General features: G+C 36.6%; 22 protein-coding genes, 1 pseudogene and 1 riboswitch. Of the genes and pseudogenes, 8 read left to right on the top strand and 15 right to left on the bottom strand.

The features are described 5' to 3' along the window. Nucleotides 1-38: 38 nt before the first annotated feature. Together QNH17_RS15205 and QNH17_RS15200 are read right to left on the bottom strand one after the other, a co-directional pair. Entirely contained in the window at nt 39-1097 is a 1059-nt protein-coding gene (locus tag QNH17_RS15205) for a DUF3231 family protein (protein WP_283873258.1), read from the bottom strand. Between the two features lie 902 nt (nt 1098-1999). After that, nucleotides 2000-3826 carry an APC family permease gene (locus QNH17_RS15200; protein WP_283873257.1) on the bottom strand — a complete coding sequence of 609 codons (1827 nt, stop codon included), beginning with the start codon at nt 3824-3826 and terminating at the stop codon, nt 2000-2002. A gap of 154 nt (nt 3827-3980) precedes the next feature. Beyond that, nucleotides 3981-4125: riboswitch (cyclic di-AMP (ydaO/yuaA leader) on the bottom strand. 143 nt (nt 4126-4268) lie between these two features. Between QNH17_RS15200 and QNH17_RS15195 the strand changes: the two genes are divergently transcribed. Beyond that, nucleotides 4269-4397: a bacitracin ABC transporter ATP-binding protein gene (locus tag QNH17_RS15195; protein ID WP_283873255.1), complete on the top strand. Its 129-nt coding sequence runs from the start codon at nt 4269-4271 to the stop codon at nt 4395-4397. Between the two features lie 45 nt (nt 4398-4442). Here QNH17_RS15195 and QNH17_RS15190 read toward each other — a convergent pair whose 3' ends face one another. Beyond that, nucleotides 4443-4802: a hydrolase gene (locus QNH17_RS15190; RefSeq protein WP_283873254.1), complete on the bottom strand. Its 360-nt coding sequence runs from the start codon at nt 4800-4802 to the stop codon at nt 4443-4445. 405 nt (nt 4803-5207) lie between these two features. Here QNH17_RS15190 and QNH17_RS15185 point away from each other — a divergent pair, with 405 nt between their 5' ends. Continuing rightward, nucleotides 5208-5381, top strand: coding sequence for a hypothetical protein (locus tag QNH17_RS15185; RefSeq protein WP_155928807.1), 174 nt, complete (start codon nt 5208-5210; stop codon nt 5379-5381). Between the two features lie 113 nt (nt 5382-5494). Here QNH17_RS15185 and QNH17_RS15180 read toward each other — a convergent pair whose 3' ends face one another. Then, the gene (locus tag QNH17_RS15180) at nt 5495-7630 is read right to left on the bottom strand and encodes a heavy metal translocating P-type ATPase (RefSeq protein ID WP_283873248.1); all 2136 of its coding nucleotides are present in this window, start codon (nt 7628-7630) and stop codon (nt 5495-5497) included. After that, the gene (locus tag QNH17_RS15175) at nt 7623-7991 is read right to left on the bottom strand and encodes an ArsR/SmtB family transcription factor (protein ID WP_283873246.1); all 369 of its coding nucleotides are present in this window, start codon (nt 7989-7991) and stop codon (nt 7623-7625) included. The genes QNH17_RS15180 and QNH17_RS15175 overlap by 8 nt, the downstream gene beginning before the upstream one ends. A gap of 184 nt (nt 7992-8175) precedes the next feature. Between QNH17_RS15175 and QNH17_RS15170 the strand changes: the two genes are divergently transcribed. From QNH17_RS15170 to QNH17_RS15160, 3 genes are read left to right on the top strand one after another with little or no spacing between them, the layout of a single operon-like run. After that, the gene (locus tag QNH17_RS15170; RefSeq protein ID WP_283873244.1) at nt 8176-9189 is read left to right on the top strand and encodes a multicopper oxidase domain-containing protein; all 1014 of its coding nucleotides are present in this window, start codon (nt 8176-8178) and stop codon (nt 9187-9189) included. 15 nt (nt 9190-9204) lie between these two features. After that, entirely contained in the window at nt 9205-10371 is a 1167-nt protein-coding gene (locus tag QNH17_RS15165; protein ID WP_283873242.1) for a ZIP family metal transporter, read from the top strand. Between the two features lie 16 nt (nt 10372-10387). Then, entirely contained in the window at nt 10388-10555 is a 168-nt protein-coding gene (locus tag QNH17_RS15160; RefSeq protein WP_283873241.1) for a twin-arginine translocase TatA/TatE family subunit, read from the top strand. A 143-nt stretch (nt 10556-10698) separates the two neighbouring features. Here the strand turns inward: QNH17_RS15160 and QNH17_RS15155 are convergent, their stop codons facing one another. The 4 genes from QNH17_RS15155 to QNH17_RS15140 all read right to left on the bottom strand — a co-directional run bounded on the left by QNH17_RS15155 (nt 10699) and on the right by QNH17_RS15140 (nt 14235). Further along, nucleotides 10699-11940, bottom strand: coding sequence for a Bcr/CflA family multidrug efflux MFS transporter (locus tag QNH17_RS15155; RefSeq protein WP_283873240.1), 1242 nt, complete (start codon nt 11938-11940; stop codon nt 10699-10701). Nucleotides 11941-12578: 638 nt separating this feature from the next. Next, on the bottom strand, nt 12579-13241 hold the full coding sequence (locus tag QNH17_RS15150; RefSeq protein ID WP_283873239.1) for a FusB/FusC family EF-G-binding protein: 663 nt from the start codon (nt 13239-13241) through the stop codon (nt 12579-12581). A gap of 100 nt (nt 13242-13341) precedes the next feature. Next, nucleotides 13342-13611: a CD3324 family protein gene (locus tag QNH17_RS15145; RefSeq protein WP_098574720.1), complete on the bottom strand. Its 270-nt coding sequence runs from the start codon at nt 13609-13611 to the stop codon at nt 13342-13344. A gap of 249 nt (nt 13612-13860) precedes the next feature. Further along, the gene (locus QNH17_RS15140) at nt 13861-14235 is read right to left on the bottom strand and encodes a FixH family protein (RefSeq protein WP_283873237.1); all 375 of its coding nucleotides are present in this window, start codon (nt 14233-14235) and stop codon (nt 13861-13863) included. A 279-nt stretch (nt 14236-14514) separates the two neighbouring features. On the opposite strand from QNH17_RS15140, the gene QNH17_RS15135 reads away from it, so the two are divergent. Continuing rightward, complete coding sequence (locus tag QNH17_RS15135; protein ID WP_283873235.1) at nt 14515-15390, top strand: DMT family transporter; 876 nt, start codon at nt 14515-14517, stop codon at nt 15388-15390. A 128-nt stretch (nt 15391-15518) separates the two neighbouring features. Here QNH17_RS15135 and QNH17_RS15130 read toward each other — a convergent pair whose 3' ends face one another. From QNH17_RS15130 to QNH17_RS15115, 4 genes are all read right to left on the bottom strand, one after another. Beyond that, nucleotides 15519-15959 carry a hypothetical protein gene (locus QNH17_RS15130; RefSeq protein WP_283873233.1) on the bottom strand — a complete coding sequence of 147 codons (441 nt, stop codon included), beginning with the start codon at nt 15957-15959 and terminating at the stop codon, nt 15519-15521. A gap of 241 nt (nt 15960-16200) precedes the next feature. Continuing rightward, on the bottom strand, nt 16201-17136 hold the full coding sequence (locus QNH17_RS15125; RefSeq protein ID WP_283873232.1) for a YncE family protein: 936 nt from the start codon (nt 17134-17136) through the stop codon (nt 16201-16203). Between the two features lie 971 nt (nt 17137-18107). Beyond that, complete coding sequence (locus tag QNH17_RS15120; protein WP_481858626.1) at nt 18108-18536, bottom strand: SRPBCC family protein; 429 nt, start codon at nt 18534-18536, stop codon at nt 18108-18110. 715 nt (nt 18537-19251) lie between these two features. Continuing rightward, nucleotides 19252-19710, bottom strand: coding sequence for a 2-thiouracil desulfurase family protein (locus QNH17_RS15115; RefSeq protein ID WP_283873228.1), 459 nt, complete (start codon nt 19708-19710; stop codon nt 19252-19254). Nucleotides 19711-19962: 252 nt separating this feature from the next. Here QNH17_RS15115 and QNH17_RS15110 point away from each other — a divergent pair, with 252 nt between their 5' ends. Continuing rightward, entirely contained in the window at nt 19963-20166 is a 204-nt protein-coding gene (locus tag QNH17_RS15110) for an alpha/beta-type small acid-soluble spore protein (RefSeq protein WP_283873226.1), read from the top strand. 224 nt (nt 20167-20390) lie between these two features. On the opposite strand, the gene QNH17_RS15105 is transcribed toward QNH17_RS15110, so the two are convergent. Further along, complete coding sequence (locus QNH17_RS15105; RefSeq protein WP_283873224.1) at nt 20391-20921, bottom strand: WGR domain-containing protein; 531 nt, start codon at nt 20919-20921, stop codon at nt 20391-20393. A gap of 248 nt (nt 20922-21169) precedes the next feature. Here QNH17_RS15105 and QNH17_RS15100 point away from each other — a divergent pair. Next, a pseudogene (locus QNH17_RS15100) lies at nt 21170-22403 on the top strand (IS110 family RNA-guided transposase). Nucleotides 22404-22879: 476 nt separating this feature from the next. On the opposite strand, the gene QNH17_RS15095 reads toward QNH17_RS15100, so the two are convergent. Then, nucleotides 22880-23917: an NADH:flavin oxidoreductase/NADH oxidase gene (locus QNH17_RS15095; RefSeq protein ID WP_283873223.1), complete on the bottom strand. Its 1038-nt coding sequence runs from the start codon at nt 23915-23917 to the stop codon at nt 22880-22882. Between the last annotated feature and the right edge of the window lie 29 nt (nt 23918-23946).

Genomic DNA, 23946 nt, shown 5'->3' with positions numbered 1-23946 from the left:
TTCATCAAATCGTAAGTAAGTGTTTTTTCATGTATTTTTTACTCCAAAGTCCGATCATATGCTTTTGGCGGTGATTCCAACCAAACTTTTTGAATCAAGATATTCATACCATCATCAACAAATGCCCCGATGTTGATAAGAGTTCTTATATACAACATATCGATATCTCTTCTTGCCGTTACCGCCAATGAGTTTCCAAATGCCCTTACCTTCATAGCAAACATGTCCACTTTATGAAACAACATGATTTTATCGGAGAAAGGTGGATAGGTAGATGTTGTAACAACCAAATGGTCTAGGTAGTCAGGTGAATGTATACTTTCAACGTGAAGTTTTTCCTTATACTGTTTTACAGCTTTATCGGTCATCTCTAAACCTCTTTTAAACAAAGCCCTTATCTTGTCATCTTGAACGGTTTGATGAAAGCCCAATAATAAAGCCATACTCGTCGTGTTATTCTCTATATTATCCCAAAGATGAATGATTTCTAATGCATGTAACGGTCGGACATCTCCCAAAAAACCATTTAAGAAACTTTGTTTATCAATTTTTTCAATTCCATCTGGTATTGGAATGGTGGGAGGTTTAGCAATAAATTTATTGTCCATTAAAACAGTATTTATTTGTCCTAACAGGACAGTCGTGCATTCATTACAATAAATTAAGAATTCTCGTACGTCCTCCCTCATGATCAATGGAACTGCTACGGCGTATAGGCTCATTCCTGCCTTTGCAGCATATTTTATATAGTGAACATAAAATTCATCCTTGTATAAACGAGGGGCTCCAAGATTGACATCATCTTTTGTAAACCCAATTGGGATAGGAAAATTCTCCTTTTTAAAAAACTCTTCAGTCCTCTGAATGAAATCCTTGGATAAAGCTAAGCCATTTTCTAAAAGCATCCTAATATCTTCTTCCTCACAATGTTGAAGAAAATAACTTAAAATTTGAATGGACATGCTGTTTCCCATATAGGTAGCCCAGAGCTTACCTATTTCAAATGACGTAAGAGGCTGGGTCTCATATCCTGTTTTTGGATTTCTATTCAATGGTTTCATCACATTCATGGGATTTAAGTCTTTATCGGTGGTCATAACTAATCTCCTTTTCCCGCATTTTGCTTATCTTTTCCATTGAAATAGAATTTAATTCCAACAAACATCCCCCCTCAAATCAAACATTTTCTGAGAATCATTGCCCTCTGTACATTAAATGAATTTGATTCGCGGCGATCATTGTTGCATGCTTTATGCCTAAGAAAGCAGTTATTCAAGAAAGTAAACCTAAACAAGCCGTATTGCAAAAAAGCCAGGGTTAAAAATATAAATAACAGGCAGCTCTACTTTAGATAGAGCTGCCTGTTAAAACGATGTATTCTTATTTCTTTAAATGGTAAGGAACAGTTGTGATAATCACGTTTTTCCGAAACAGCAAGTAGCAACTCGATTGATTATGAACAATATTGTGCCAACCTTTCTTAGGGATAAATTATTGAACATAATTATTTATCATGTTCATAATGAAAGCATCTCTGAAATTTGTTTGATATGGTTTTTTTTCATATATTCAAAAGAATGGAGTTACCGTAAAGTCCCTTATATTTATTCCTATGTAGGAATTCAAAAAAACAACACCTGAGATATTTTATAGACATAAAATATCTATAAATCTGCAGAAAGTAGTGATTGAATGCCTGTTGTTATAACTGGATTGGATGGTGTCATCTATCAAGGCTTTCCTCCTCCCCTTTTTGGAAACTGGGGTCTGCCAATTATGGGAAGTCCCCCTCATAATTACTATTTAATTGGACATACCAAATATTATATAAGTCCAGGATCAATACCTTTTTTTCCCTATTGGGCTCCATTTCGCTGTTACAAAGTTTAGGTGTAAATTTTCCTAATAATTTTTCAACCAGACCTTTATGATTGCCCCCATGACTAAAATAAAAGGCAGCACTACACTAGATAGAGCTGCCTTTAAAAACGATGTATTCTTATTTCTTTAAATGGTAAGGAACAGTAGTGATAATCACGTTTCTCCGAAACAGCAAGAAGGCACGAATCAGTAAACTCGATTGATTATGAAGAATGTTGTGCCATCCCTTCTTTGGGATAAATTGCGGAATGATGACGGTGACTCGATAGTTCGCTTCACTCGCTTTATGTTCAATCGTATCAACAAATTTGGTAAGTGGATTAATGATACTTCTATAATGCGAGTGGAGCGTCACCAGTCTTACATCCGGCTGCCACTTCTTCCACTTTTCTTCAAAGTTTTTTTCGTCGTCTCTTTCAAATGAGACATATACGGCAATAATTTGATCTTGAGAAAGTGATTTAGCATAGTTTATCGAATTCGCTACTACATTGGTCATGCCAGCAACAGGAACGATTAGTACATTTCCTTCAATAGGCATCAGAGGTTCACAAGTAGTGAGCCTAAGTTGGTCACCAACGGCATCATAATGCTTTCTTATTCGATGAAAGAGGTAGACAATAATCGGTAGAAAAATTAAAATTGACCAAACCTGTGAGAATTTTGTGATCAAGAACATTAATGTGACGACAAGACTAATGAGGGCACCTGTTGTATTGATAATGAATTTTGAAACCCATCCTTGTGGCTTCTCTCGCAGCCATTTAACCATCATGCCTGACTGAGACAAAGTAAATGGAAGAAACACTCCAACTGCATAAAGCGGGATAAGTGACTCTGTTTCAGCTTGAAAAGCAAGGATGAGAATAATAGAAGCAACTCCAAGTATGATGATCCCATTTGAATATCCTAATCTGTCCCCTCTAATAAGAAACATTCTTGGAATAAACTTATCCTTAGCCAGATTAACTGCCAACAACGGGAAAGCCGAATATCCAGTGTTCGCTGCGAGAATTAGTATCAATGCTGTAGTTCCTTGAATAAAGAAATAAATGAAATTCCGCCCGAAAGTTTCTTCAGCAATTTGAGAAACAACGGTTACTTCTGCGTTTGGTGAAATCCCATAATAGTAAGCTAAAAATACTATTCCTGAAAATAATACGGCAAGCAAGGCTCCCATTGCCATTAATGTTTTAGCAGCATTTTTTGGTGCAGGGTCTTTAAAATTAGGGATTGCATTAGAAATGGCTTCAACCCCTGTTAGGGCGGAACTTCCTGAAGCGAACGCTCTTAAAAGTATAAATAGACTAATTCCCGCTACAGGTGTACCGATAGGTGTATGTAATTGAGGTGAAACCCCTCCAGTTACAATATTATACAAACCCACTCCAATTAATATAAACAATGCTACAACGAATAAGTAAACGGGGTAGGCTAATATGGAAGCAGACTCAGTTACTCCTCGTAAATTTAAAAGGGTTATAAAAATGACAAATACAATGGCAATTCCGACATTATATTGATGTAATGTAGGGAAGGCAGATGTTATAGCATCAGTCCCAGCAGACACACTTACAGCAACAGTTAGTATGTAATCCACCAATAGGGAACCTCCAGCTATTAAACCTGAATTTACCCCTAGATTGCTTTTGGAAACCACATATGCTCCACCCCCATGAGGATAAGCAAAGATGATTTGCCGATAAGACAATATGAGGGCTGTTAAAAGAATTAATACACCAACTGCAATAGGAATTGAATACCAAAATGCAGCTGAACTTACCGTAATTAAAACGATCAAAATTTGTTCCGGTCCGTATGCCACTGAAGATAGAGCATCAGATGAAAGGATTGCTAATGCTTTGGTTTTGTTAAGTTTCTGTTCTCCCAATTCATGGGATTTCAAAGGACGTCCAATTAAAAACCTTTTTAATGCTGAAAACATTAAATACTCACCACCCAATTGTTTTAATTAGTTTTATATTGCCCTAAAAAACGTAATTTCCTAAAAGCAATATTTTTCAAAAATAAAAAAGTGCCTACAAGTCATAGTAAATAGACCTGTAGACACATCATTTTTCTCGTGTCACAAGCTCCACCTTCCTTCTCATATAACGCTTACGAGGTTAGCTGTCGGATTCGGACCTTTGAGTAGCCCTACCTTAAAAGGATTCACCCCTTGGGATAAGTAATATCCCGCAAAAATGGTTCCCCCGTACCTACTGGATTCAGCGATTTAGAAATTTGAAACTGTGTTTATATTACTCCTAAGTTCAGTAGTTGTAAATGAATTTTTTTCCAAGAGATTAAATTCCATAAAAATGGAAATATTAAAAACGTAAATATGTTATGGAAAATATTATTGCTTTTTGCATAGGAGGATTAACATGTTTAAAGACAAGAATCCCTTTTTTTCTGATGAATACTTAGAGGAGTTAGCGAAAGAAATCAATCTCCAATATGGGGCTCCTATAAAAGATCAAATGACGGATCCCATAGAAAATGATTTAGAGTAACTACACTTTAGACCGCTTTTTTGGCGGTTTTTAGGTATTAATCAATCAAAATTCTCGGTAACCCAGTATGGCCTGTTCGTTTACAAATTCCTCATTTAATATTCTCATCTCGCGAATATGTGCGCGAGTTTTTTCATCCCCCAAATAATGTAGTAAGGAATAGATTAGCAGAATACGTAGATCATATTCTTTATTTTGGGGCTGATGATGGTATTCAAGATATGGAATGTGGGCTCGGAAATAACTTTCCCAATCTGTTTCCTCGGTTTTATCAAACATCCGTTCAAGAACAGCAACTTCTCTATCCGTTGCTTCAATCCTAAAATCCCATTCCGATCCATCAGGTTCACTAAAAATCTCGTGAGATTGTATGTTAATATAATAGCTATGTTTAAGTTCAGTCATAAGACCATCTCCTATCCCTTTTTATAAATACCACAACTCTGAAAGTCCAAACCGTTAAGGAGTATTTTATTAGTAGAAATTTATTTTTCTACATTTACAGCCTATTTTCCTTGTAATCAGCACTTGTCCCATTCGGTTTTTATTCTGAGTACATATATTATTAGTACCAAACATTAAGAAGTACCTCCTACAGCGTTTGCATTTTTGCAGACGCTTTTTTATTTTTAGAAGTTGAATAAGTAGAAAATAACAACCGTTTAGTATGAAGTAAATTTACCCGTTCCTCCCTTTAAGCAAACCTAAAAAACCTAAAAATTAAGTGAAAACGTTCACAAATAATTGTGGTAATCGCTTACAAAATAATATATAATTATATTAAAATTACAACTAGTGAGGTGAAACCGCATGAAAGAATATATTTTTCTTCTTGAAGAACCTGTTGGTACGAGAGAAATTAAAATTTTAGCATCAGGAATGATGGATGCCTTCAAAAAGGCAAAAGAATTTCGAAAAAATATTGTTCAAGATACTAAATCAAAGGTCAATATGATGCTAAAAGGTGTTAGATATACGGATTAACCTTATAAAAATATATTGAAAGGAAAAATCCTAAACTATATGTTCTTATTAAGATTAATAGTAGACAAATAAAGGAGAACACATTCGCTCATTAACGAAATGTGTTCTCCTTTTTATTTATCCTTCACACGAAGAAGTCTCAAGCTGTTTAACGTCACGATAAGAGTTGCTCCCATGTCTGCAAAAATGGCAATCCAAAGAGTCAACCACCCAGGAATAACTAATAATAATGCAATAAGTTTTATCCCTAGAGAAAAGATCATATTTTGTTTAATAATAAATAAGGCTTTTCTACTTAGTTTAACCGTAAATGGGAGTTTACCTAAATCATCCGCCATTAAAGCAATATCAGCTGTCTCAAGTGCCGTATCCGTTCCAGCACCACCCATAGCAATTCCGACAGTCGAAGCAGCTAATGCTGGTGCATCGTTTACACCGTCTCCAACCATAGCCACACGGTCGTATTTATTTCTTAATTCTTTAATGAAGGTAAGTTTATCTTGAGGTAATAGGTCAGCCTGAATATCAGAAACTCCTACCTGCTGGCCAATTGCATTTGCTGTCCCCTTATTATCACCCGTTAACATGATTGTTTTTTGAATACCTAATGAGTGAAGTTTCTGGATAACTGATCTGCTGTTCCCTCTCACTTCGTCCGCCACAGCGAGCAGGGCTAATATGTCTGAATCAGTCCCAACCACCATCACAGTTTTTCCTTTATTTTGGAGATCAGTTATAGTCACCTTAAGATTCGCCGGTATTCCATTTGTTAAGAGTTCATCATACAAAATAGGACTTCCTACATAATACATCTGTTTGTTGACTCTGCCTTGGATTCCTTTTCCTGTAATAGAAGAGAAATCTTCAATAGCAAGTTCATGAAATAGTAAGTTTTCCTGCTCCGCTTTTTTCATGATTGCTGAAGCCAATGGATGTTGAGAACCATTTTCTAATGCAGCAATAATGGTAAGTAGTTCATTTGAGTCGATATTTGGCTGTGGAAGGTAATCCGTTACAACTGGAATTCCTTCCGTTAAAGTTCCAGTTTTATCAAAAGCAATTGCTTTAATTGCTCCCATTTCCTCTAAATGAATCCCACCTTTGATAAGAACTCCATTTCGTGCCGCATTACCAATTGCAGTAACAATGGATACAGGTGTAGAAATAACAAGTGCACAAGGACACCCAACCACTAATACAGCCAGACCCTGATAAATCCATTTACTCCAATCTGCATCAAATAATAGTGGTGGGAGTACAGCCACTAATAGCGAAATGAACATGATAACAGGTGTATAATACTTGGCAAACCGATCCACAAAAGCTTGAGATGGAGCTCTTTCAGCTTGAGCTTCCTCGACTAAATGAATAATCTTAGCGATCGTTGTCTCGTCCACATGTTTGGTAACTTTAACTTCTAGAAGTCCCTCTTCGTTAAGAGTTCCAGCGAATACTTCATCATCAATTGTTTTGGAAACTGGAACAGATTCCCCAGTAATAGCGGCTTGATTAACAGACGATAGTCCCTTTACCACCGTTCCATCCATGGCGATTTTTTGACCTGGCTTTACAATCAAAATATCTCCAATTCGGATATCGTCCACTTCTACAGTGAACTCTTTGTTTCCCCTACGAATCAAGGCTTCTTTTGGAGCAATATCCATTAAGGATCGAATGGATTGTCTCGCCTTATCCATCGAATAAGACTCTAGAACCTCACTGACGGCAAACAGAATAACAACTGTCGCCCCTTCTCCCCACTCTCCGATTATCGCTGCCCCGATAACGGCTATCGTCATCAAGGTTCTCATATCAAATTCTAGGCGAAATAAATTTTTTAATCCCGTCGTGAAAAGGCGATAACCACCTATTAGGATGGAAGCTCCATAGGCTAGGATCGAAGAAATACTTTCCTCACTATTCATTTCTGCTGAAATCCATCCAATAAGCAAGAAAACAAATGAGGCGATTACTATTGAATGTTTTTGTAGGAAAGGCTCTTTCTTTTCTTCAAATCTTTGCTTTTCAGGAATCACTTTTATATTTTCAAAAGCTCCTGCTTTTTCTAGCTCTTCAATTGTTGTTTCTCCATAAACCGTTAATTTTGAGGCACCGAAATTTACATTTGCATTAACAACACCATCCAGGTGTTGTACGTTCTTTTCGAACTTTGTGGCACAGCCTGCTCAGCTGAATCCCTGCACTCGGTAAACGGTCTTTTCACTTGATTGTTCCAAAGCTTCACTCATGGTTTTCCACCTCCTTTTGATGTTCAAAGGCAATTTGGATCAACTGTCTTACATGGTCATCATCTAAGGAATAGAAGACTAATTTCCCTTCTTTGCGATATTTCGCTAAACCTAAATTTCGAAGAAGTCGTAAATGATGGGAAGCAGTTGCGGTTGTACTACCCACAATATTGGCTACATCACAAACGCACAACTCATTTTCCTCACTTAAGGCATATGCAATCTTAATTCTAGTGTCATCGGATAATGCTTTAAATATTTGGGAAACAGCCATTGTATTTTGTTGGGAAACAGATTCTTTTACCCGTTTTACTTTTTCTCCATCCACGCAGGTTACTTCACATAGATCATCGTGCTTCAAAAGTTCCATGCCTCCTTATTCAAACGCCTATTTGATTATCAGTATATGTAATTAGGTTTAAATGGTCAAATAATTATTTGAATGTTTTCAAATTCTGTATTGACAAGATGAATGTCCGTAACCTACAGTATTGACAAGGACAATAAAGTTGCTTTGAGGAAACTTTTTAGGAGGGGGTAAAAACATGTCGAAAAATAATATTTCTCGAAGAGATATTTTAAAAATGGGAACGACCGGAGCATTAGGGATAGCAGGAAGTATTTTTTTAAATAAAGTTACACCATATTCCAGTGTGGCACATGCAGAAGATCATAAAACAAGTCACAATAGTCATTCTGCAAATCACACCCATATGTATGATTCTTCAAAAACAGAAGGATATATGATGGCGGAACGTCTCTTAACCGAGTTTGATTATGGAAAAACTACCAAACAATTAGACGGTCGTACTCTACGTGAGTACCAAATAGTTGCAGTTGATAAAGAAATAGAAATCGCAAAGGGGATTAAGTTCCCTGGCTGGACCTATAATGGAACGATTCCAGGACCAACATTCCGTTGTACGGAGGGGGATCTCCTACGATTTCATTTTATTAACCAAGGAAGTCACCCGCACTCGATTCATTTTCATGGCATTCACCCACCTGAAATGGATGGATTAGCCCCTATTGCTCCAGGTCAATCATTTACGTATGAATTTGAAGCCAAGCCCTATGGCTTACAACTTTATCATTGCCATGTCCTACCCTTAGCCCGACATATTCATAAAGGGTTATATGGAAATTTTATTATTGATCCAAAAACCCCAAGAAACCCAGCATTAGAATTAAATATGGTCATGAATGCGTTTGATTTAGATTTAGATGGTGCAAACGAATTTTATACGGTTAATGGGTACGCTTTTGCCTTTATGAATCATCCTATAAAAATCAAGAAGGATGAGCTTGTCCGCATCTATTTAAGCAATTTTACCGAGTTTGACTTACTAAACTCCTTTCATTTACATGCCAACTATTTCACCTATATCCCAACAGGTCGAAACGACAACCCTTCACAATTTACAGATACCATCATTCAGTGTCAAGGGGAACGTGGAATCATTGAGGTTCGGTTTCCTTATAAGGGAAAATATATGTTTCACGCTCATGTTAGTGAATTTGCCGAGCTTGGCTGGATGGGATTCTTTGAGGCTGAATAGAAAGGAGTGAAAATGATGAAATCTAAATGGTTGATTACTGGTCTCATCCCACTTGTTCTTTTAATACTTGTTTTGGGATGGGTATTTAGAAATGGAGCTGGAGTAGAACGAGATCCTGCTGCACCAATTGAAGTGCTAAATGTTGAACAAATTAAAATTGTACCATCAGGATTCGAGCTCGATGTAAGCAATACTGGCCCAAAAGCATTGAAGATTTCCCAAGTGATTGTGGATGATTCGGTTTGGAATTTCTCAATCACTCCTGATACAACACTTAAAAGGTTTGAGGATGGTAAGGTAACGATCAATTATCCATGGGTTGAAGGTGATCCTCATACAATTCTATTAATATCTGAAAATGGAATCATAACAGAAGCTACTATTGAGGCAGCAACGTTAACTCCAGAATTTTCATGGGATAATGTGTTGAATTACGGATTTATTGGTTTTTATGTTGGGATTGTACCCATTACTCTCGGATTATTGTGGTATCCATTTATGAAACGATTGAAAAAAAGATGGATTAATGCAGTTCTAGCTCTTACAGTAGGACTTCTCTTATTCTTATTTTTTGGTACGTTATTGGATGGATTCGAAATTGGAGCTGAAGCTCCGTCTGTATTCCAGGGCAACATGGTGGTAATTATTTGTACAGTTATTTCATTTCTTTTACTGGTTGGATTTGATCAATATCAACATCAAAGACAAAAACGATCAGGTTACTCACCATTAGGAATTTCATTATTGATGGCATCAGGGATCGGCCTTCATAATTTTGGTGAAGGGTTGGCTATTGGCTCCTCTTTTGCACTTGGCGAAGCTGCATTGGGTACATTTTTAGTGATTGGATTTACTCTGCATAATATTACGGAGGGGATTGGAATTGCTGCTCCATTATTAAAGAGTACACCAAAAATTCGTACATTTGTTTTATTAGGAGCGATTGCTGGTGCACCTGCTATATTAGGAACCTGGTTCGGAGGCTTTATATTTTCACCAATCTGGGGTGCAGTATTTTTAGGAATTGGTGCAGGTGCCATTTTACAGGTAATATTCGTTATTTCCAAAATGCTGTTCGATGAGCACAAAATTAATAATGAACCAGTTGTATCTTGGATGAATTTTACTGGGTTTACACTTGGGATATTAATCATGTATTTTACGGCTTTTTTCGTAAAATAACTGGGAGGAATAACGAATGGGAAATATAGGGTTCAGTGGTGGAGTATTAATATTTGTGATTGCATTAATTGTTTTTGGCCCAAAAAAACTGCCAGAGCTAGGTCGTGCTTTGGGTTCTACTCTTAAAGAATTTAAACAATCAACAAAAGGGATAATGGATGATGAGCACGATAAAGAAAAATAATAATAAATGTAAGCGGTAAAGAAAATGTGGAGCACAAAAATCATTAGAATAATACTAAATGTTCTATTAAGATTAATAGTGAATCAATAAAAGAGAACACATTCGCTCATTAACGAAATGTGTTCTCTTTTTAATTTATATCTTTAGATACTTGGTTTCTTGACTGAGTATTGGTCTTCGGATAATTGGATCCCTAGCGAAGATTTTCGTACCAACACAAAGTAAGAAAGGAAAGCCAGAATACTTGAGCCCAAGATGATGACACCCATAGGAACACCTGTATACGCCCCTGCTATTCCAACTAGTGGAGCACTTAACGAGCCAAGTACAAATGGCAATACACCTAATAATGCAGAGGCACTTCCCGCAATATGACCTTGCGTTTCAATCGCTAAAGTAAATGACGTGGTGCCAATCATACTAATGGAAGATATAAAAAAGAAAATCGGAATGACAACGGCGAAAAGTGGTGCGTTTAAAAGTAAAGCGATGAGTAAAACGGCACCTGCTATATTAGCGATGACTAACCCTATTTTTAAGAAGGTCCGCTCCGAAATGATGTCTGCTAAGCGGCCAACCAGCTGACTTCCTATAATTAATGCTATTCCATTGGTCCCGAATAATAAACTAAATTGCTGCGGTGTGACATGATAAATATTCTGATAAACAAACGGAATCCCAGATACATAGGCAAAGATACCTGCGGTAGTAAAGGCTTGAGTGAGTGCGTATCCCATAAATGTTCGATCTCTGAATAATGAACCAAAATTGCTCATGATTTGTGGCAAATTACTTGGAACACGGTTTTCTTCTGGGAGAGTTTCTTCTAATTTGAGTGTAACAGTGAAGAGCAGCACCGCACCAATACAGGCCAAAGCAACAAAAACCCCATGCCAATTGGTAAACGTGAGAATTCCGCCTCCAACAATCGGGGCTGCGATTGGCCCGAGGTTCCCCACTAACACCATCAGCGTAAAGAACTTGGTCAGTTCCTTTCCACTAAAAAGATCTCTGACAATCGCTTTTGAAATCACAAGTCCTCCAGCAGCAGCAAAGCCCTGGACTAGACGAGCAATGATAAGGAAATAGATATTTGGCGCTAACGCACATGTGATAGACGCCAGTAAGTACAGGGTGATAAAGATGAGCAAGGGTTGCCTGCGCCCTTTCACATCACTCATCGGACCAATTACTAATTGCCCTAGTCCGAGGCCTAATAAACAGGAGGTTAAACTAATTTGTACAAGTGAAGCCGTCGTATCAAAATCTTTTACAATCGTTGGAAAAGACGGTAAATACGTATCAATTGTAAAAGGCCCTAACAGTCCAAGTGATCCTAAGAGGATGGCAAGCTGTATTCGTTTCTTTCCAGTAGGTTTATTCAATTTCCATCGCCTTTCTATATAAATCGTATTTTTTACATTTATTTCGGTATCCTAAATTAATAAATTTTATTATACCCTGAACCTTGCTTAATGGTAAACAAATAAAATTAGGGGAAGCGGTTACAATTTTCTGGGTAATCGTGGGGAAAGTGTTCTAAGAAAGCAACGGATTTGCAAATTTACAATCTAAAAAGGCTGGCTGAATGAGTTGTTTCGTACAACAACCATTCTAGCCAGCCTTATGTTCAAATTACGTAACTCGTAACTTTCCTTAAAAATCATGCTTAACTGAGGTCGGTTTCTCAAATTTGTGTAGAGTTGTGACCGCCAAGTAAATGAAACAATTTTTTCTGATTAATTGTAACTTCTTTTTGAAAACTTGAAGTGCAGATTTATCTCGTCCTTAAACGAATAACCAGCAAAAGTATATTAAGCGGAGATTTTCCGGTTAAATTCAGATTGGAGCTCGTTTCGGGGAAAATAAGGGGAGGATTTCCGCTTTTGCAAAGCAAAATCCTCCATTTTTGAATTTTTCAAGAAAATAGGCGGAATTTCTCCGTCTATTTATCAGCTCGGCTGCTTCACCTGATCCCAGAACAGATATGTGCAGCCCCTTAAATATAAAGGAAGGTTTTACCTTACTGGACAGTTTTTTCTCCCAACGATTCTTTCAAGAAAGTGGTTAAATAATCGACATTGGTTATTTTCTTGTTACATTCTGAGCTTTCAAAGCAGATATAATTTCCGATCGCTTTATAGTAATCAGGGTTTTTTGCCTTTTTCGCTTTAGTAACGGTGGAGATAAAGGCAACCTGGCCAAATCGATTACAGAAGGAACAGATATTATCCTTAGGAAACAAGGTGTATTTGCATTCTATTCCAACCAGCTTCTCCTCTACCTCAAACACAATAAACTTCTTATTTGTGCTGATATCTACCCAACTTAAATAAGACAGCAGATCTAGATTCATTTTGTCTAAGTCAGGAAGCTTTAATTTTTTATTTTTGGGAAACATTTTTTTCAATTGTGCCTCGGAAATCTTTGGAAATGGTAACAGATAGTCCTGAAGCTTCTTCATGTATTTGTCATATTCCTGGTCGGTTTTAAGCGCAGATAGATCTAACATCACCTTTTGCTCGTTCGATGCATTTGGAAATAGTTCGATGATTTTCATGTTCGCTAAATCCTTTACAGCCTGGATTACATTTGGGGCCGCATTCTTTTTATAGCTATCTTTAATCAGGGCTACCTGATTTTGAATGAAATTAAATTCCGCATTTTTAATATACTTTTCGGACATATGTTTCCCCTCCTTCCATTTATTTTAAAGAATAATGCTGAATGGGAATATGTAAAATTCAACTTAGAAATATTCTTTACATAAAAAAGCACGGACAAAATCACCCGTGCTTTGTGTAGACTATTTTTTTGATGGTTTCAATTGAAAGGAAATATTCATCTGCTAAATCCTGAATACTTGTTCCGCTCATAAAGGCGCTTTTTATATTAGAATTGCGCTGATCAAGGATCTTTCGACCACCGCTAAGGGTACCCCATTTACGAAAAGTCGTTTCAGGTTTCGGGATATAAATCGTTTCCCCTTGTACATATTTTTGAATTTCTTTAATAAGATTATCAGGTAAAATGTTGCTTGCATTTACATATTTCAAGACTGCCAGCTCCTTATTTATGAATCGATTAAATAAGGTGCAAAGCCAGGTGATGAAATAGGCGATATGATATTAATTTAGTTTTGCCCCACGCAAAGTATCGCCGTTTCCATAGTAGGCTTTGCATGAGTGGCAGAAGTACCAGACAATCTCGAAGGATTCTCCAACGTGTAGCACCCCCTTCTTGAAATCATTATAACAATACCATTGGGGTGATGGGGATTAATTTTGTTAAAAGTTTTGCAAAAACTATTGGACCTTCTTGTAGACAATTGAAAATCTTTTTTCACCCAGCCACTTTTCACCTTTGTGGTCTATTTTTATGGTAGCCGTATAATCCCCTTCCATTTCGAATTCAGCTTGTCCAACATACACACCCTTTCTTGTTTCCTTCATTTTCATCGAAATATCTCCATGACTCATCCCTTGCATATCCAAATCTGCGCTTACCTTCGCACCTTCGACGGGGTTACCTTCCCGATCTAAAATCTTCATTTGAATGGGAGTAGCTTGATCGGGTGTAAATGATTTGGGAGTAGATAGCTTGATTTCAAAATTATTTGCACTGCAGCCTGTAATTAGAATTAATATGAAACTAATAAGTAAACTCGTAAACTTGTTCAAAACGCTCTATCCTTTCTATATTTCATCTTATTGAGACATACATACAATCTATACGACAAAAACATACCATTATTTAACTCAAAAGTTTACTATTTTTTGCTATAATTTAAAAAAGATCATTGTAGATTAATTTGACTTGAGGTGAATCAACATGTATTGGACTCCATTATTTGAAAATGATGTACCAGTAGCACACTTCTGCTCTTAATAGAGTGAAGGTGACTACCTCTCTCCGTTAGGGGCATTCTCAACCTAATCATAATACGGAGGGAACAAAAAATGAAAAACACCTTTTTAGGTTCATTATATTTAATCCTAGCTTCAAGTATTTGGGGCGGAATGTACGTTGTTGTGAAAGTGGTCGTATCGGTCATACCTCCATTGGAACTTGTGTGGATGCGATATTTAGTAGCGATTGTCGCACTTCTAATAATCGGGTTTATTACAAGACAAAAATGGCGAATTGAGAAACGTTATGTCTTGATCATCATCGCCATTGGAATCATTGGTAATGCCATTTCAATTGTCGCTCAGGAAACGGGGACCATGCTATCTACTGCACAAATGGGTGCCATAATCACTTCTTCAACACCGGCATTTATGGTGATTTTTGCACGCTTAATCCTTAATGAACGGTTTACGTTAAAAAAGAGTATCTCTGTTTGTTTAGCGACAATTGGAGTGCTTCTCATAGTTGGCATTGGTGATGTGAATATGTCCAGTAAACTTGGAGGTATTGCACTAGTTATTGCTGCTTTAACATGGGCACTCATGTCTGTCCTCGTAAAGCGGCTGCCAAGTGATTATTCACAAATTGTGGTAACCACCTATTCCATTTTGGTAGCCTTAATCGTATTAACGCCATTTGTTTTGCCACGGTTACAAGCAATTAATATCTCTCAACTAACTCACCCAACTATATGGGGAGGAGTCTTGTATTTAGGCATTATCTCAACTGCATGTGGATTCCTACTTTGGAATCGTGGTTTACAGATGCTTAACGCCTCCAGTGGAGGAATCTTTTTCTTCTTTCAACCTGTGGTAGGAACATTACTTGGATGGCTCATATTAGGAGAGAACATAGGTGTAACATTTTGGATTGGCTCTTCCCTAATTTTCATAGGTGTTTTATTCGTTATCATCGAAAAAAAATAGTATGTAAATACCCCTTCAACTGTTGAAGGGGTTTACTAGTTAAAACAGGTTATTTTAGATACCGGTACATATCAAAAAGACGACTTCTTAAAGTAATACTTGAGGAGATTTTAAAAGGATTAAACTTATCAGGAATTTAATTTCGTGAAAACAAATTTTTTTAGCAACAGTCCTAATGTAATACCAAAAATCATGGCACTCAAAATATGGGAATAATAATCATTTATGGGTCTAATAGGGATATACTTACCTTCTACTGTCGATGTGAATAAAAGTTCACATACTAACCAGGACAGTAAACTGCACAAAGTAGTTTTAATAATTAAATGGCATGAACCCAACTTTTCAAATATAAAGTAAAGTAAGATTGCAAAAACACTGCCAACTAAAAAATCTACAATTATTCCTATGGTAAATACAGGTCTGTTAAATGTAATAATAAGACTTGCTAATTCATAAATACCATACTTACCAATGCCAAAATAAACAAATATCCTCGAAATAATCTCTCCTGGTATTGTTGACAGAACACCTAATAAACCAACTACTAACACCTTATCTTGGATCATATCATCGATTCCTTAATCTTAATGTGGATAAATTTAGTTTACAAATTATATATAATTTTATACGTAATAAAAGAAAACAATTTTTTATTCAAGAAGGCACCCGATTGCAGAATATTGAAAAATACGAAATCACTTCAATAATGGTCCTTATTTTTTAGTAAAGCACCCGTTACTTTAAGTGAATAATTTCACAATACTTATTAGAAAGAGAAGAACGGTGACCTTCATCTCTCCGAAGACACTAACATAAGGTGTTTTCAAGAATGTAACCATTCTCCCACGTTCCTATAAGAATAGATCGGTTATCGGTGCTAAATTCTGCGAAACAAGCATATTGGATTTTTTCAACTAAAATGATTTGTAAGTCAGAGTATCGTAAAATTAAAACTGTATCGCTATAAGTAATGATAATATACTCCCCATTATTTGACAGGTGAATGTGTTGAAAATAACCAAAGTCAGGAGAATCTTTATCTGACAAGTTAACTTTCTTTATAATTCCCTTAAACTTTCTATCAAGTATAACTATGTCATAACTTTGAACCACAATATATACGTTATGAATAGTGTTAAAAATGATGGAATCCCAATACCAAATTTCTGAGTTCTCTATCACCTCTATTGACTCATTTTTTATTGGTTCTTTCACTTTTACAATTTTATGAACTCTATAATCATCGTTATTTTCATAACTCAGAGTAAATAAATAGGCACTTTCAGCCTGGATAAAGTGATTAAAATAAATAAGAGTAATTGAATCTTTAAATTGAGTTAGTACTCTAAACTCACCCTTCTCAATGTTGATTAATGCCAGTTGATGTCCGTCTTTCGTTTTCAGTGTATCAAGGATAATGAATGAAGTATTGGTTAAAGCAAAGTCAGCTTCAACAAGTTGATATTTTTTATTCGATTTAATGGTTTTGATTAACTGAAATCCAACCGTTTCATACACACTTACAGTACCGATTGTGTTTTTTATATATAAATAATCATCATTATCTGAGAAATGAATATATCCAGGATTATTAGGTTTACTAAGCTCCTTTATTTTTTTCCAAGAACTTGTATCATAAATTATTGTTTTACTGCCCATTGTATGGCATAAAAAACGATAGTCATTCGAAAATTTAATTTGATAAGAGGTTTTAAATTTTTTGAATACATTCATATGAAGCATACAAACAGCTCCTTAATAACTATTCCTACATAGCATATTCTCCTCTTTCACCTCTTATCCCTTCTTGCACTAACCTGCTTCTTTAGCGGAACAAGAAAAGCGACTGTTCTTATTGAACAATCGCTACCCGTTAGCCATCCATGCAGCGCAAAATCGTCGCTGCACCACAGAGAATGAAAATAGATCATGCAGTCTATACTGTTTTAATGCTGGCGAAGAAGGTCTTTGAACTATGGTGCCTTTGAGCCCATCCGTTAGTCTGACTCCAACGACCACGGTGTACCACCGACTTGCGCACCCTTTAGGGGTAGCACTCATGGGAGATTAATCCTTTTTCTGGTTGTTGCGCCAGCTTTAACTTATCCATTTTAAGTAGAAATGTTTCACAAGTCGATTTACCAGACAATCTATATACGATCCTTCAAGAGGCTCAGCCTTTTTTTAAAAACTGGTTTTGCTGGGTCACCAAATCTTAATTCAATTATTCTGCCCCGTTACTTCAATAAGAAAATGCGTCTCCACCAATTGTAGAAACGCAACCCGATAGCTTTAAATAATTAACTTATCTTTTCATTTTTTCGCAAAATAGAGATAATTTGTTTAATTTGTTCAAATTGAATATCGCTATTAATTTTGATTTGACGAACCCACCTTAAAACAAATGCTAGGATTAATAACGGTAAAAGAGTAACTATTGCAGGAATTACTCCATTTATTCAATTCCTCCCACCTGTTTTTTCTTTATTTTACCATATATAAGTTGACAGTTACCTTTGAAAAAAGGGTAAAATTGTGAAACCCTGTACTTAGACTAACCTGCCCCTTTAGTCGAATAAGAAAAAAATACCGACAGGTGATCATTCTTGAGTTCTAGTCCCCTTTAGCCACCAATGCTGCTGACGCAGCAACAAGATGATGGAAGTTCTATCGTTCTTCAATGGAGCGTAATACCCTATATTCGGTATCACTTTTCATTTTTCGGCATTACTTTTTATATATTCGTTCCTTCGCAAAAGTAAACGTTCCATATATGATCGTAAAAACATCACGTCTGCCAACCTGCCAAGTGGTCCAAAAGGTGAGGTATAATCGAATTTATCCTTCATCAACGTCCCATCGTCTACTAATTCAAATGTATGTTCATGCCTAAACCTTTTAAAAACACCGCTAACCATCTCGTCTACGAAACTATTAGGCGGATCAAACTCAGTAATAATTGATGTTAACTGCTGGCGAATCCCAAAATGTGTAGCCTCCCAAGTCACGGTTTCTCCTAGTTCGATCAACCCGCTTGTACGACCTTTAACTGCTCTTTCGTTTGTATAAGCAGTCGATTCCATATGAATATCAATGCTGCGCGACAAATCAAAACACACTTGAATAGGTGCTTTAATAAACATGGATAATTTTATAATTGGCAATAGCCACACTCCTCAACCTAGTCGTTCACTAATGATTAGGTACATAATAAGTTCGATCTTGCTCAACAACTCCTGACTGCCCATTTCACTATCGTCTCCGTTAGCACCCTCGCTACTGACACAGCATCACAGATGATGGAAGTTCTACCGTTCATACATGGGTGCTGAAGAACATTATTTGTTTAAAATGGGACTGATTGTGATTGATTTTCCAAGAATTTAAACTCCTTCATCAATAAATCTTTCATTATTATAATTTCATTAACAAATTAAACATTTCCTTCTTCAAGTAACCTGCCTGTTAGTTTAAGTACAAAATTTCACAAAACTATATTCAATTTAAATTAAAATTATGTAGAAAGAGTCCAATTTACAACAATATCCAAACAAAAAAATACCTTTGATCTATAAAATCAAAGGTCAAAGTTGAACTTAGTGGTCTAGGCTAAGTCCATTTAGGAGGTCTAAACTCAGAAGAATTTAAACTATTGTTATATTAACATATAATGAATTTTTATTCAACAGCATAAATAATTATACGAACCCTTCCTTTGGTTGCTTTTCCATTAACTTAATGCTCCCTTTTGAATTCAAGCCCCGTTACTTTAAGTACATTGTTTCACAAACTTTCTTTTGAAAATAGAAGTAACATTTTCTTATTTAGGTGTGGACAAACAATCTATGCTAATTTTAGTTAAAGAAAGGTTTCAGCAAATTTTTCTTCTGAAATTACCTTTAATCCATTTCTTTTTAATAAAGCAGAAGTAACCCCCATCCCCTGAAGTTTTTTACCAATGAATTCACCGTTATAAATCATTGAACTGCCACAGGATGGGCTATATTCCTTTAGAACTACTACGGTCGCATTTATTTCTTTAGCTTTATTTAGAGTAGCGTAAGCACCTTTTATGTAAATGTCCGTGACATCTTTTCCTGACTTTTCAATTACTTTAGCCTTTCCATCAAGTACATCTTCTCCGTTTCCACCTATTATTTCAGCAGGTTCTCTGGGAGTTGAAAATCCTCCGAGTAATTCTGGACATATTGTAATAGCTTTATTTTCTTCTACAAGTTTAGCTATTCCATTATTTAAACTGTGTGTACTGTTATATCTCACCTTCAGCCCCGCTAAGCAAGAACTTACCAATATCATAAATATACCCCCCAATAAATCCTCCTTAGTAAATTTTATCAAAAATTTCTTTGTTGAACTAACCTGCTTCGTTAGCTCAATAACAAAGGAAATCGTCCCAGCAACTGTTGGATTGTTATGAAAATGTTTTATAATTTAAGAAAATTCTTCTTACTGAACCCAAAACTTACCAACTTTATGATAGGAATAATTAAAACTATCTATTTCCAAACTAATAATGTAAAACAATTACAAAATAGGAGATGATATATTATGGCACGAAGCAACAATAACAATCAGCTTTTAGTTTCAGGAGTAGAGCAAGCACTTGAACAAATGAAGTATGAAATTGCACAAGAATTTGGTGTGCAGCTTGGAGCCGATACATCTTCAAGAGCTAATGGTTCTGTTGGTGGCGAAATAACAAAACGATTAGTAAGAATGGCTGAACAACAATTCGGTGGATCTTTCCGTTAATACAAAAATGCCCGCTAGAATCTAGCGGGTTTTTATGTAATTCATTCTTCGATCTTGAACTATTGCACCCGTTATCGTAAGAACAATCCTTCACAATCTCCAATTATGTTTTAATGGGGGTAGGGAGCTTCAATAGCCCCTACACTCCACTCGGCTACAGGCTTTAGGATTCGATTTACACTATAATTAGCACCAAAAAGAGCGTAAAGATTTCTCAACGCCTATTAAATAAGGTCAAACTCTTCTCCATCAGGATATAAAACAATATATATTTCATCATCAGGATTTAAATAAGCAATTTTTGCACCCTGTAGTAAATTGTTATTTTTAAGTTCCTCTATTATTGTTCTTGTAGCCTTTCCTACATCTACAACATAGTTGAAAATATTAGCTGTACCGCTGCCAATATCACCGCCATCACACGAACCATTACCTGTCCAACCTAGACATTCATTCATAAGGTCTTCAACAGAGTGCCTAAGTTTCAGTGCTGTTTGCATTTCATCATCTTTATAGCTATATTGAACCACTATCTCAATTAATTCGTCCTCTTCTAGATACTCAAAACCTTCGTTAACTTTTTCTTCTGCTAGTTCATCCATTACTTTTTCTGCCCTTTGAAACATCGGCAATTTCAAATCTTCTGTTTCTCCAGTATCCCCGACAGTTCCGTAATGGATGGTTAAGGTTCTACCGTCTTGCCAAACCTCCCAATAAATAGTTTCGTTTTCTTCTTGCTTAATTAATTTAATCAAACAAACACCACCATAACTGACTAATTTTTTCTGTAATATTAAAAATTCAACATCGAATGAAGTATTCCTTCTTTCACTAACCTTCCCGTGGGGCTTTGACCCCGTCAGCTAAGCGGTTCGCCCACTACTTGTAGAAACATGATTGAGGCTGGTTGGGACCTCGATCTTGTATAACAAGCGAAGCTATGACACTGCATGGAGGAATTAGGGGTACTGGCAAATTACTAGTTTAGGAGGAGGATTTTAAAATGAATCCAGTCATTGGTCTGGATGTTTCAAAAGGAGAAAGTCAGGTTCAGGCATTTTTAGATAAAGGCAAACCATATCGTAAGGGTTTTAAAGTTTCTCATACTATAGAAGGTCTAGATTTACTTGTAGAGTTTCTGGAGATCGTAAAGAGAGAGACCGGTAAGAAACCACCTATCGTCCTAGAAGCAACGGAACATTACCATTCCCCAGTTGTTCAATACTTGGAGGACCGTGGATTTTTATTAATAATCGTTAATCCATTAATCTCTTATAAAGCTAAAAGTTCAAGTCTTCGAAAAGTAAAGACAGATGCAGTATGCTTACCATCTCTGCGAGCTGTTTTATAAAGAGGATTTAGAGCCGTATAAGAAGCGTGGTGTGCAGCTTTTAAACCTTCGAGATCTCACCAGACAGCACGAGAATATTACTGGGGTATTGATCCAAACAAAGCTACAATTTCAAGCCATTCTAGACCAGGTCTTTCCTGAATATAGAGGGGTTTTTGGCGACTTATATTCAGTAGTATCACTGTTAACTCTTTCAGAGTTTCCCTCAACTGAAGATATATTAGAGGCAAGTGTTGAAACCATAGCTGACAAAATCGCTCAATTATGTAAAAGTCGTTCATACAGATGGGCTAATGAAAAAGCTATCCAACTCAAAGCTGCTGCAAACCGAAATCCGTTTGAAAAGACGGTTTATCAGAGTCATATTTTAAGTCTTGGGATGTATATAAACATCATTCTTCAATACAAAGAGCACCTATCCAAGTTAGAATCTGAGATAGATGCACTGGCTAAAGAAGTTGAAGAATATAATCTTATCAAATCTATCCCTGGTATCGGAGAAAAGATCGCTGCAACGATCATTTCAGAAATTGGGGAGATAGATCGATTTACCGATCCTAAAAAGCTGGTAGCTTTCGCTGGGGTTGACCCCAGTGTATTTGAATCTGGTAAATTTACAGCCACCAAAAACCGAATCACTAAAAGAGGGTCAAGCAGGCTTCGTCACGCCTTATATATGGCAGTTCGTTGTGCAATACGTGACTGTCGTAAGAGCAAAACGAGCGACGAAATCATTCCTCGTAATAAGAAATTACGAGAGTTCTATGATAAGAAACGTGACGAAGGAAAACCTTTTAAAGTAGCTGTAATCGCTAGTGTAAATAAACTCTTACATTGGATATTTGCCCTTTTAAAGAACAGAACAACTTTCCAAGATATAGCTTAGAGCCTAAATCTAACTAAATAAAACAAAACCTTCCAAAATCAGAATAACGGAAGGTTATTTAGCATGCACATTTTTAGTATAACATGAGATATTTTAAGTTTTTATTGAAAAATATTGACAAACTATTAGCTGGTTTAGTGCAATAAAAAAGGGGATCGCCACAGCCTTCCCAATCTTTAACTCTTGCACCCGTTACTTTAAGTATTGGTGGCATTCCTTATAGTTATAAAATAGCTAATGGATATGGGAAACCACTATATACTATAGACTGTGCGTTTCCTGACATTAGGTACAAATTGACTGACCATTTATCCTCACAAACCGTGTCAACTCGTCCCTTGATTGGTTAATTAAATTGGGCCAAATAAAAAAGGCTATAGATTACAAAGCTATAGCCTTCTTATTGTTATTATTCAAAACTCACATATTTAATGATCCAAGACTTTATGAAAAAGTTGACCACGCAATAAACAGCGTTATTTTATATGATAACCACGTTCATATTGTTTCGGTACATTTAACTGCTTGCTCCGTAATTCAATAGCTGCATGGGTAGACCAGTATGGATCCACTAGCATTCCGCGGGCAATTGCAACCAAGTCTGCATCTCCATTCCCAATCACTGCCTCCGCTACAGAAGGTTTCTCGAGCATTCCTACTGCAATTACCGGAATGCTAACCTCCTCACGAATCTTACGGGCAAATGGAACCTGGTAGCCTGGGTAGTTTCCTGGCTTTCTTTCACCTGGAATACCTTCACCACCGCTACTAACATGGAGAATATCAGCACCTGCTTCTTTATAGGCTTTACTTAGCATAACTGCATGATCTAAATCATAGCCTCCATCAGCGTATTCTACTGCTGTGATACGGACAGATAAGAGCATGTCAGATGGCATTTCTTTTTTTACAGCTTGGATAACCTCCTTCCCAAAAAGGGAAAGATCCTGCCCGTATTGATCATCACGTTTATTCGTAAGCGGTGATTGGAACTGATGGATCAAATACCCGTGAGCAGCATGAATTTCAATCATGTCCACTCCCGCTTTCACTGCCCTTCTTGCCGTATCAGCAAACAGCTGAACCATATCCTTTACTTCCTTAGTTGATAAAGCACGTGGAGTTTTATAGCCTTCATCCGGAAATTTTATCGCAGAGGGGGCAACAGGATTGGCAGCATCCTCTGCTTTTCGTCCGGCATGGGCAATCTGTATGCCTATTTTTGTACCATAGGCATGGACCTGGTCAATAATTCTTGAGAAGGCTGGAATTTGGTCATCTGACCATAAACCAAGGTCATAATCCGTAATTCTTCCATCAGGATCTATATCAGTCATTTCCATTATGATTAGACCAGTCCCCCCGATAGCTCGGCTGACGTAATGAACATAATGCCACTCGTTAGGCTTCCCGTCCTTTTCAGTTACTGAGTATTGGCACATTGGAGCCATAACAGCTCGGTTCTTCAATTTTAAAGATTTCAGTTCAAAAGGTGAAAATAACTTATTGCTCATTCCTTATCAACTCCAAATAATTTTTCGTG

Source organism: Neobacillus sp. SuZ13 (assembly GCF_030123365.1).
Taxonomy (GTDB): Bacteria; Bacillota; Bacilli; order Bacillales; family Cytobacillaceae; genus Neobacillus.
Note: the sequence above shows the minus strand (reverse complement) of the source record. Positions and strands in the feature narration are given on the sequence as shown.

What these genes read in the sequence shown, in the direction of transcription:
- QNH17_RS15205 (WP_283873258.1), bottom strand. Translation starts at nt 1,097, where the DNA reads ATGACCACCGATAAAGACTTAAATCCCATGAATGTGATGAAACCATTG.
- QNH17_RS15200 (WP_283873257.1), bottom strand. Translation starts at nt 3,826, where the DNA reads ATGTTTTCAGCATTAAAAAGGTTTTTAATTGGACGTCCTTTGAAATCC.
- QNH17_RS15195 (WP_283873255.1), top strand. Translation starts at nt 4,269, where the DNA reads ATGTTTAAAGACAAGAATCCCTTTTTTTCTGATGAATACTTAGAGGAG.
- QNH17_RS15190 (WP_283873254.1), bottom strand. Translation starts at nt 4,802, where the DNA reads ATGACTGAACTTAAACATAGCTATTATATTAACATACAATCTCACGAG.
- QNH17_RS15185 (WP_155928807.1), top strand. Translation starts at nt 5,208, where the DNA reads ATGAAAGAATATATTTTTCTTCTTGAAGAACCTGTTGGTACGAGAGAA.
- QNH17_RS15170 (WP_283873244.1), top strand. Translation starts at nt 8,176, where the DNA reads ATGTCGAAAAATAATATTTCTCGAAGAGATATTTTAAAAATGGGAACG.
- QNH17_RS15165 (WP_283873242.1), top strand. Translation starts at nt 9,205, where the DNA reads ATGAAATCTAAATGGTTGATTACTGGTCTCATCCCACTTGTTCTTTTA.
- QNH17_RS15160 (WP_283873241.1), top strand. Translation starts at nt 10,388, where the DNA reads ATGGGAAATATAGGGTTCAGTGGTGGAGTATTAATATTTGTGATTGCA.
- QNH17_RS15150 (WP_283873239.1), bottom strand. Translation starts at nt 13,241, where the DNA reads ATGTCCGAAAAGTATATTAAAAATGCGGAATTTAATTTCATTCAAAAT.
- QNH17_RS15135 (WP_283873235.1), top strand. Translation starts at nt 14,515, where the DNA reads ATGAAAAACACCTTTTTAGGTTCATTATATTTAATCCTAGCTTCAAGT.
- QNH17_RS15130 (WP_283873233.1), bottom strand. Translation starts at nt 15,959, where the DNA reads ATGATCCAAGATAAGGTGTTAGTAGTTGGTTTATTAGGTGTTCTGTCA.
- QNH17_RS15125 (WP_283873232.1), bottom strand. Translation starts at nt 17,136, where the DNA reads ATGCTTCATATGAATGTATTCAAAAAATTTAAAACCTCTTATCAAATT.
- QNH17_RS15120 (WP_481858626.1), bottom strand. Translation starts at nt 18,536, where the DNA reads ATGTTTATTAAAGCACCTATTCAAGTGTGTTTTGATTTGTCGCGCAGC.
- QNH17_RS15115 (WP_283873228.1), bottom strand. Translation starts at nt 19,710, where the DNA reads ATGATATTGGTAAGTTCTTGCTTAGCGGGGCTGAAGGTGAGATATAAC.
- QNH17_RS15110 (WP_283873226.1), top strand. Translation starts at nt 19,963, where the DNA reads ATGGCACGAAGCAACAATAACAATCAGCTTTTAGTTTCAGGAGTAGAG.
- QNH17_RS15095 (WP_283873223.1), bottom strand. Translation starts at nt 23,917, where the DNA reads ATGAGCAATAAGTTATTTTCACCTTTTGAACTGAAATCTTTAAAATTG.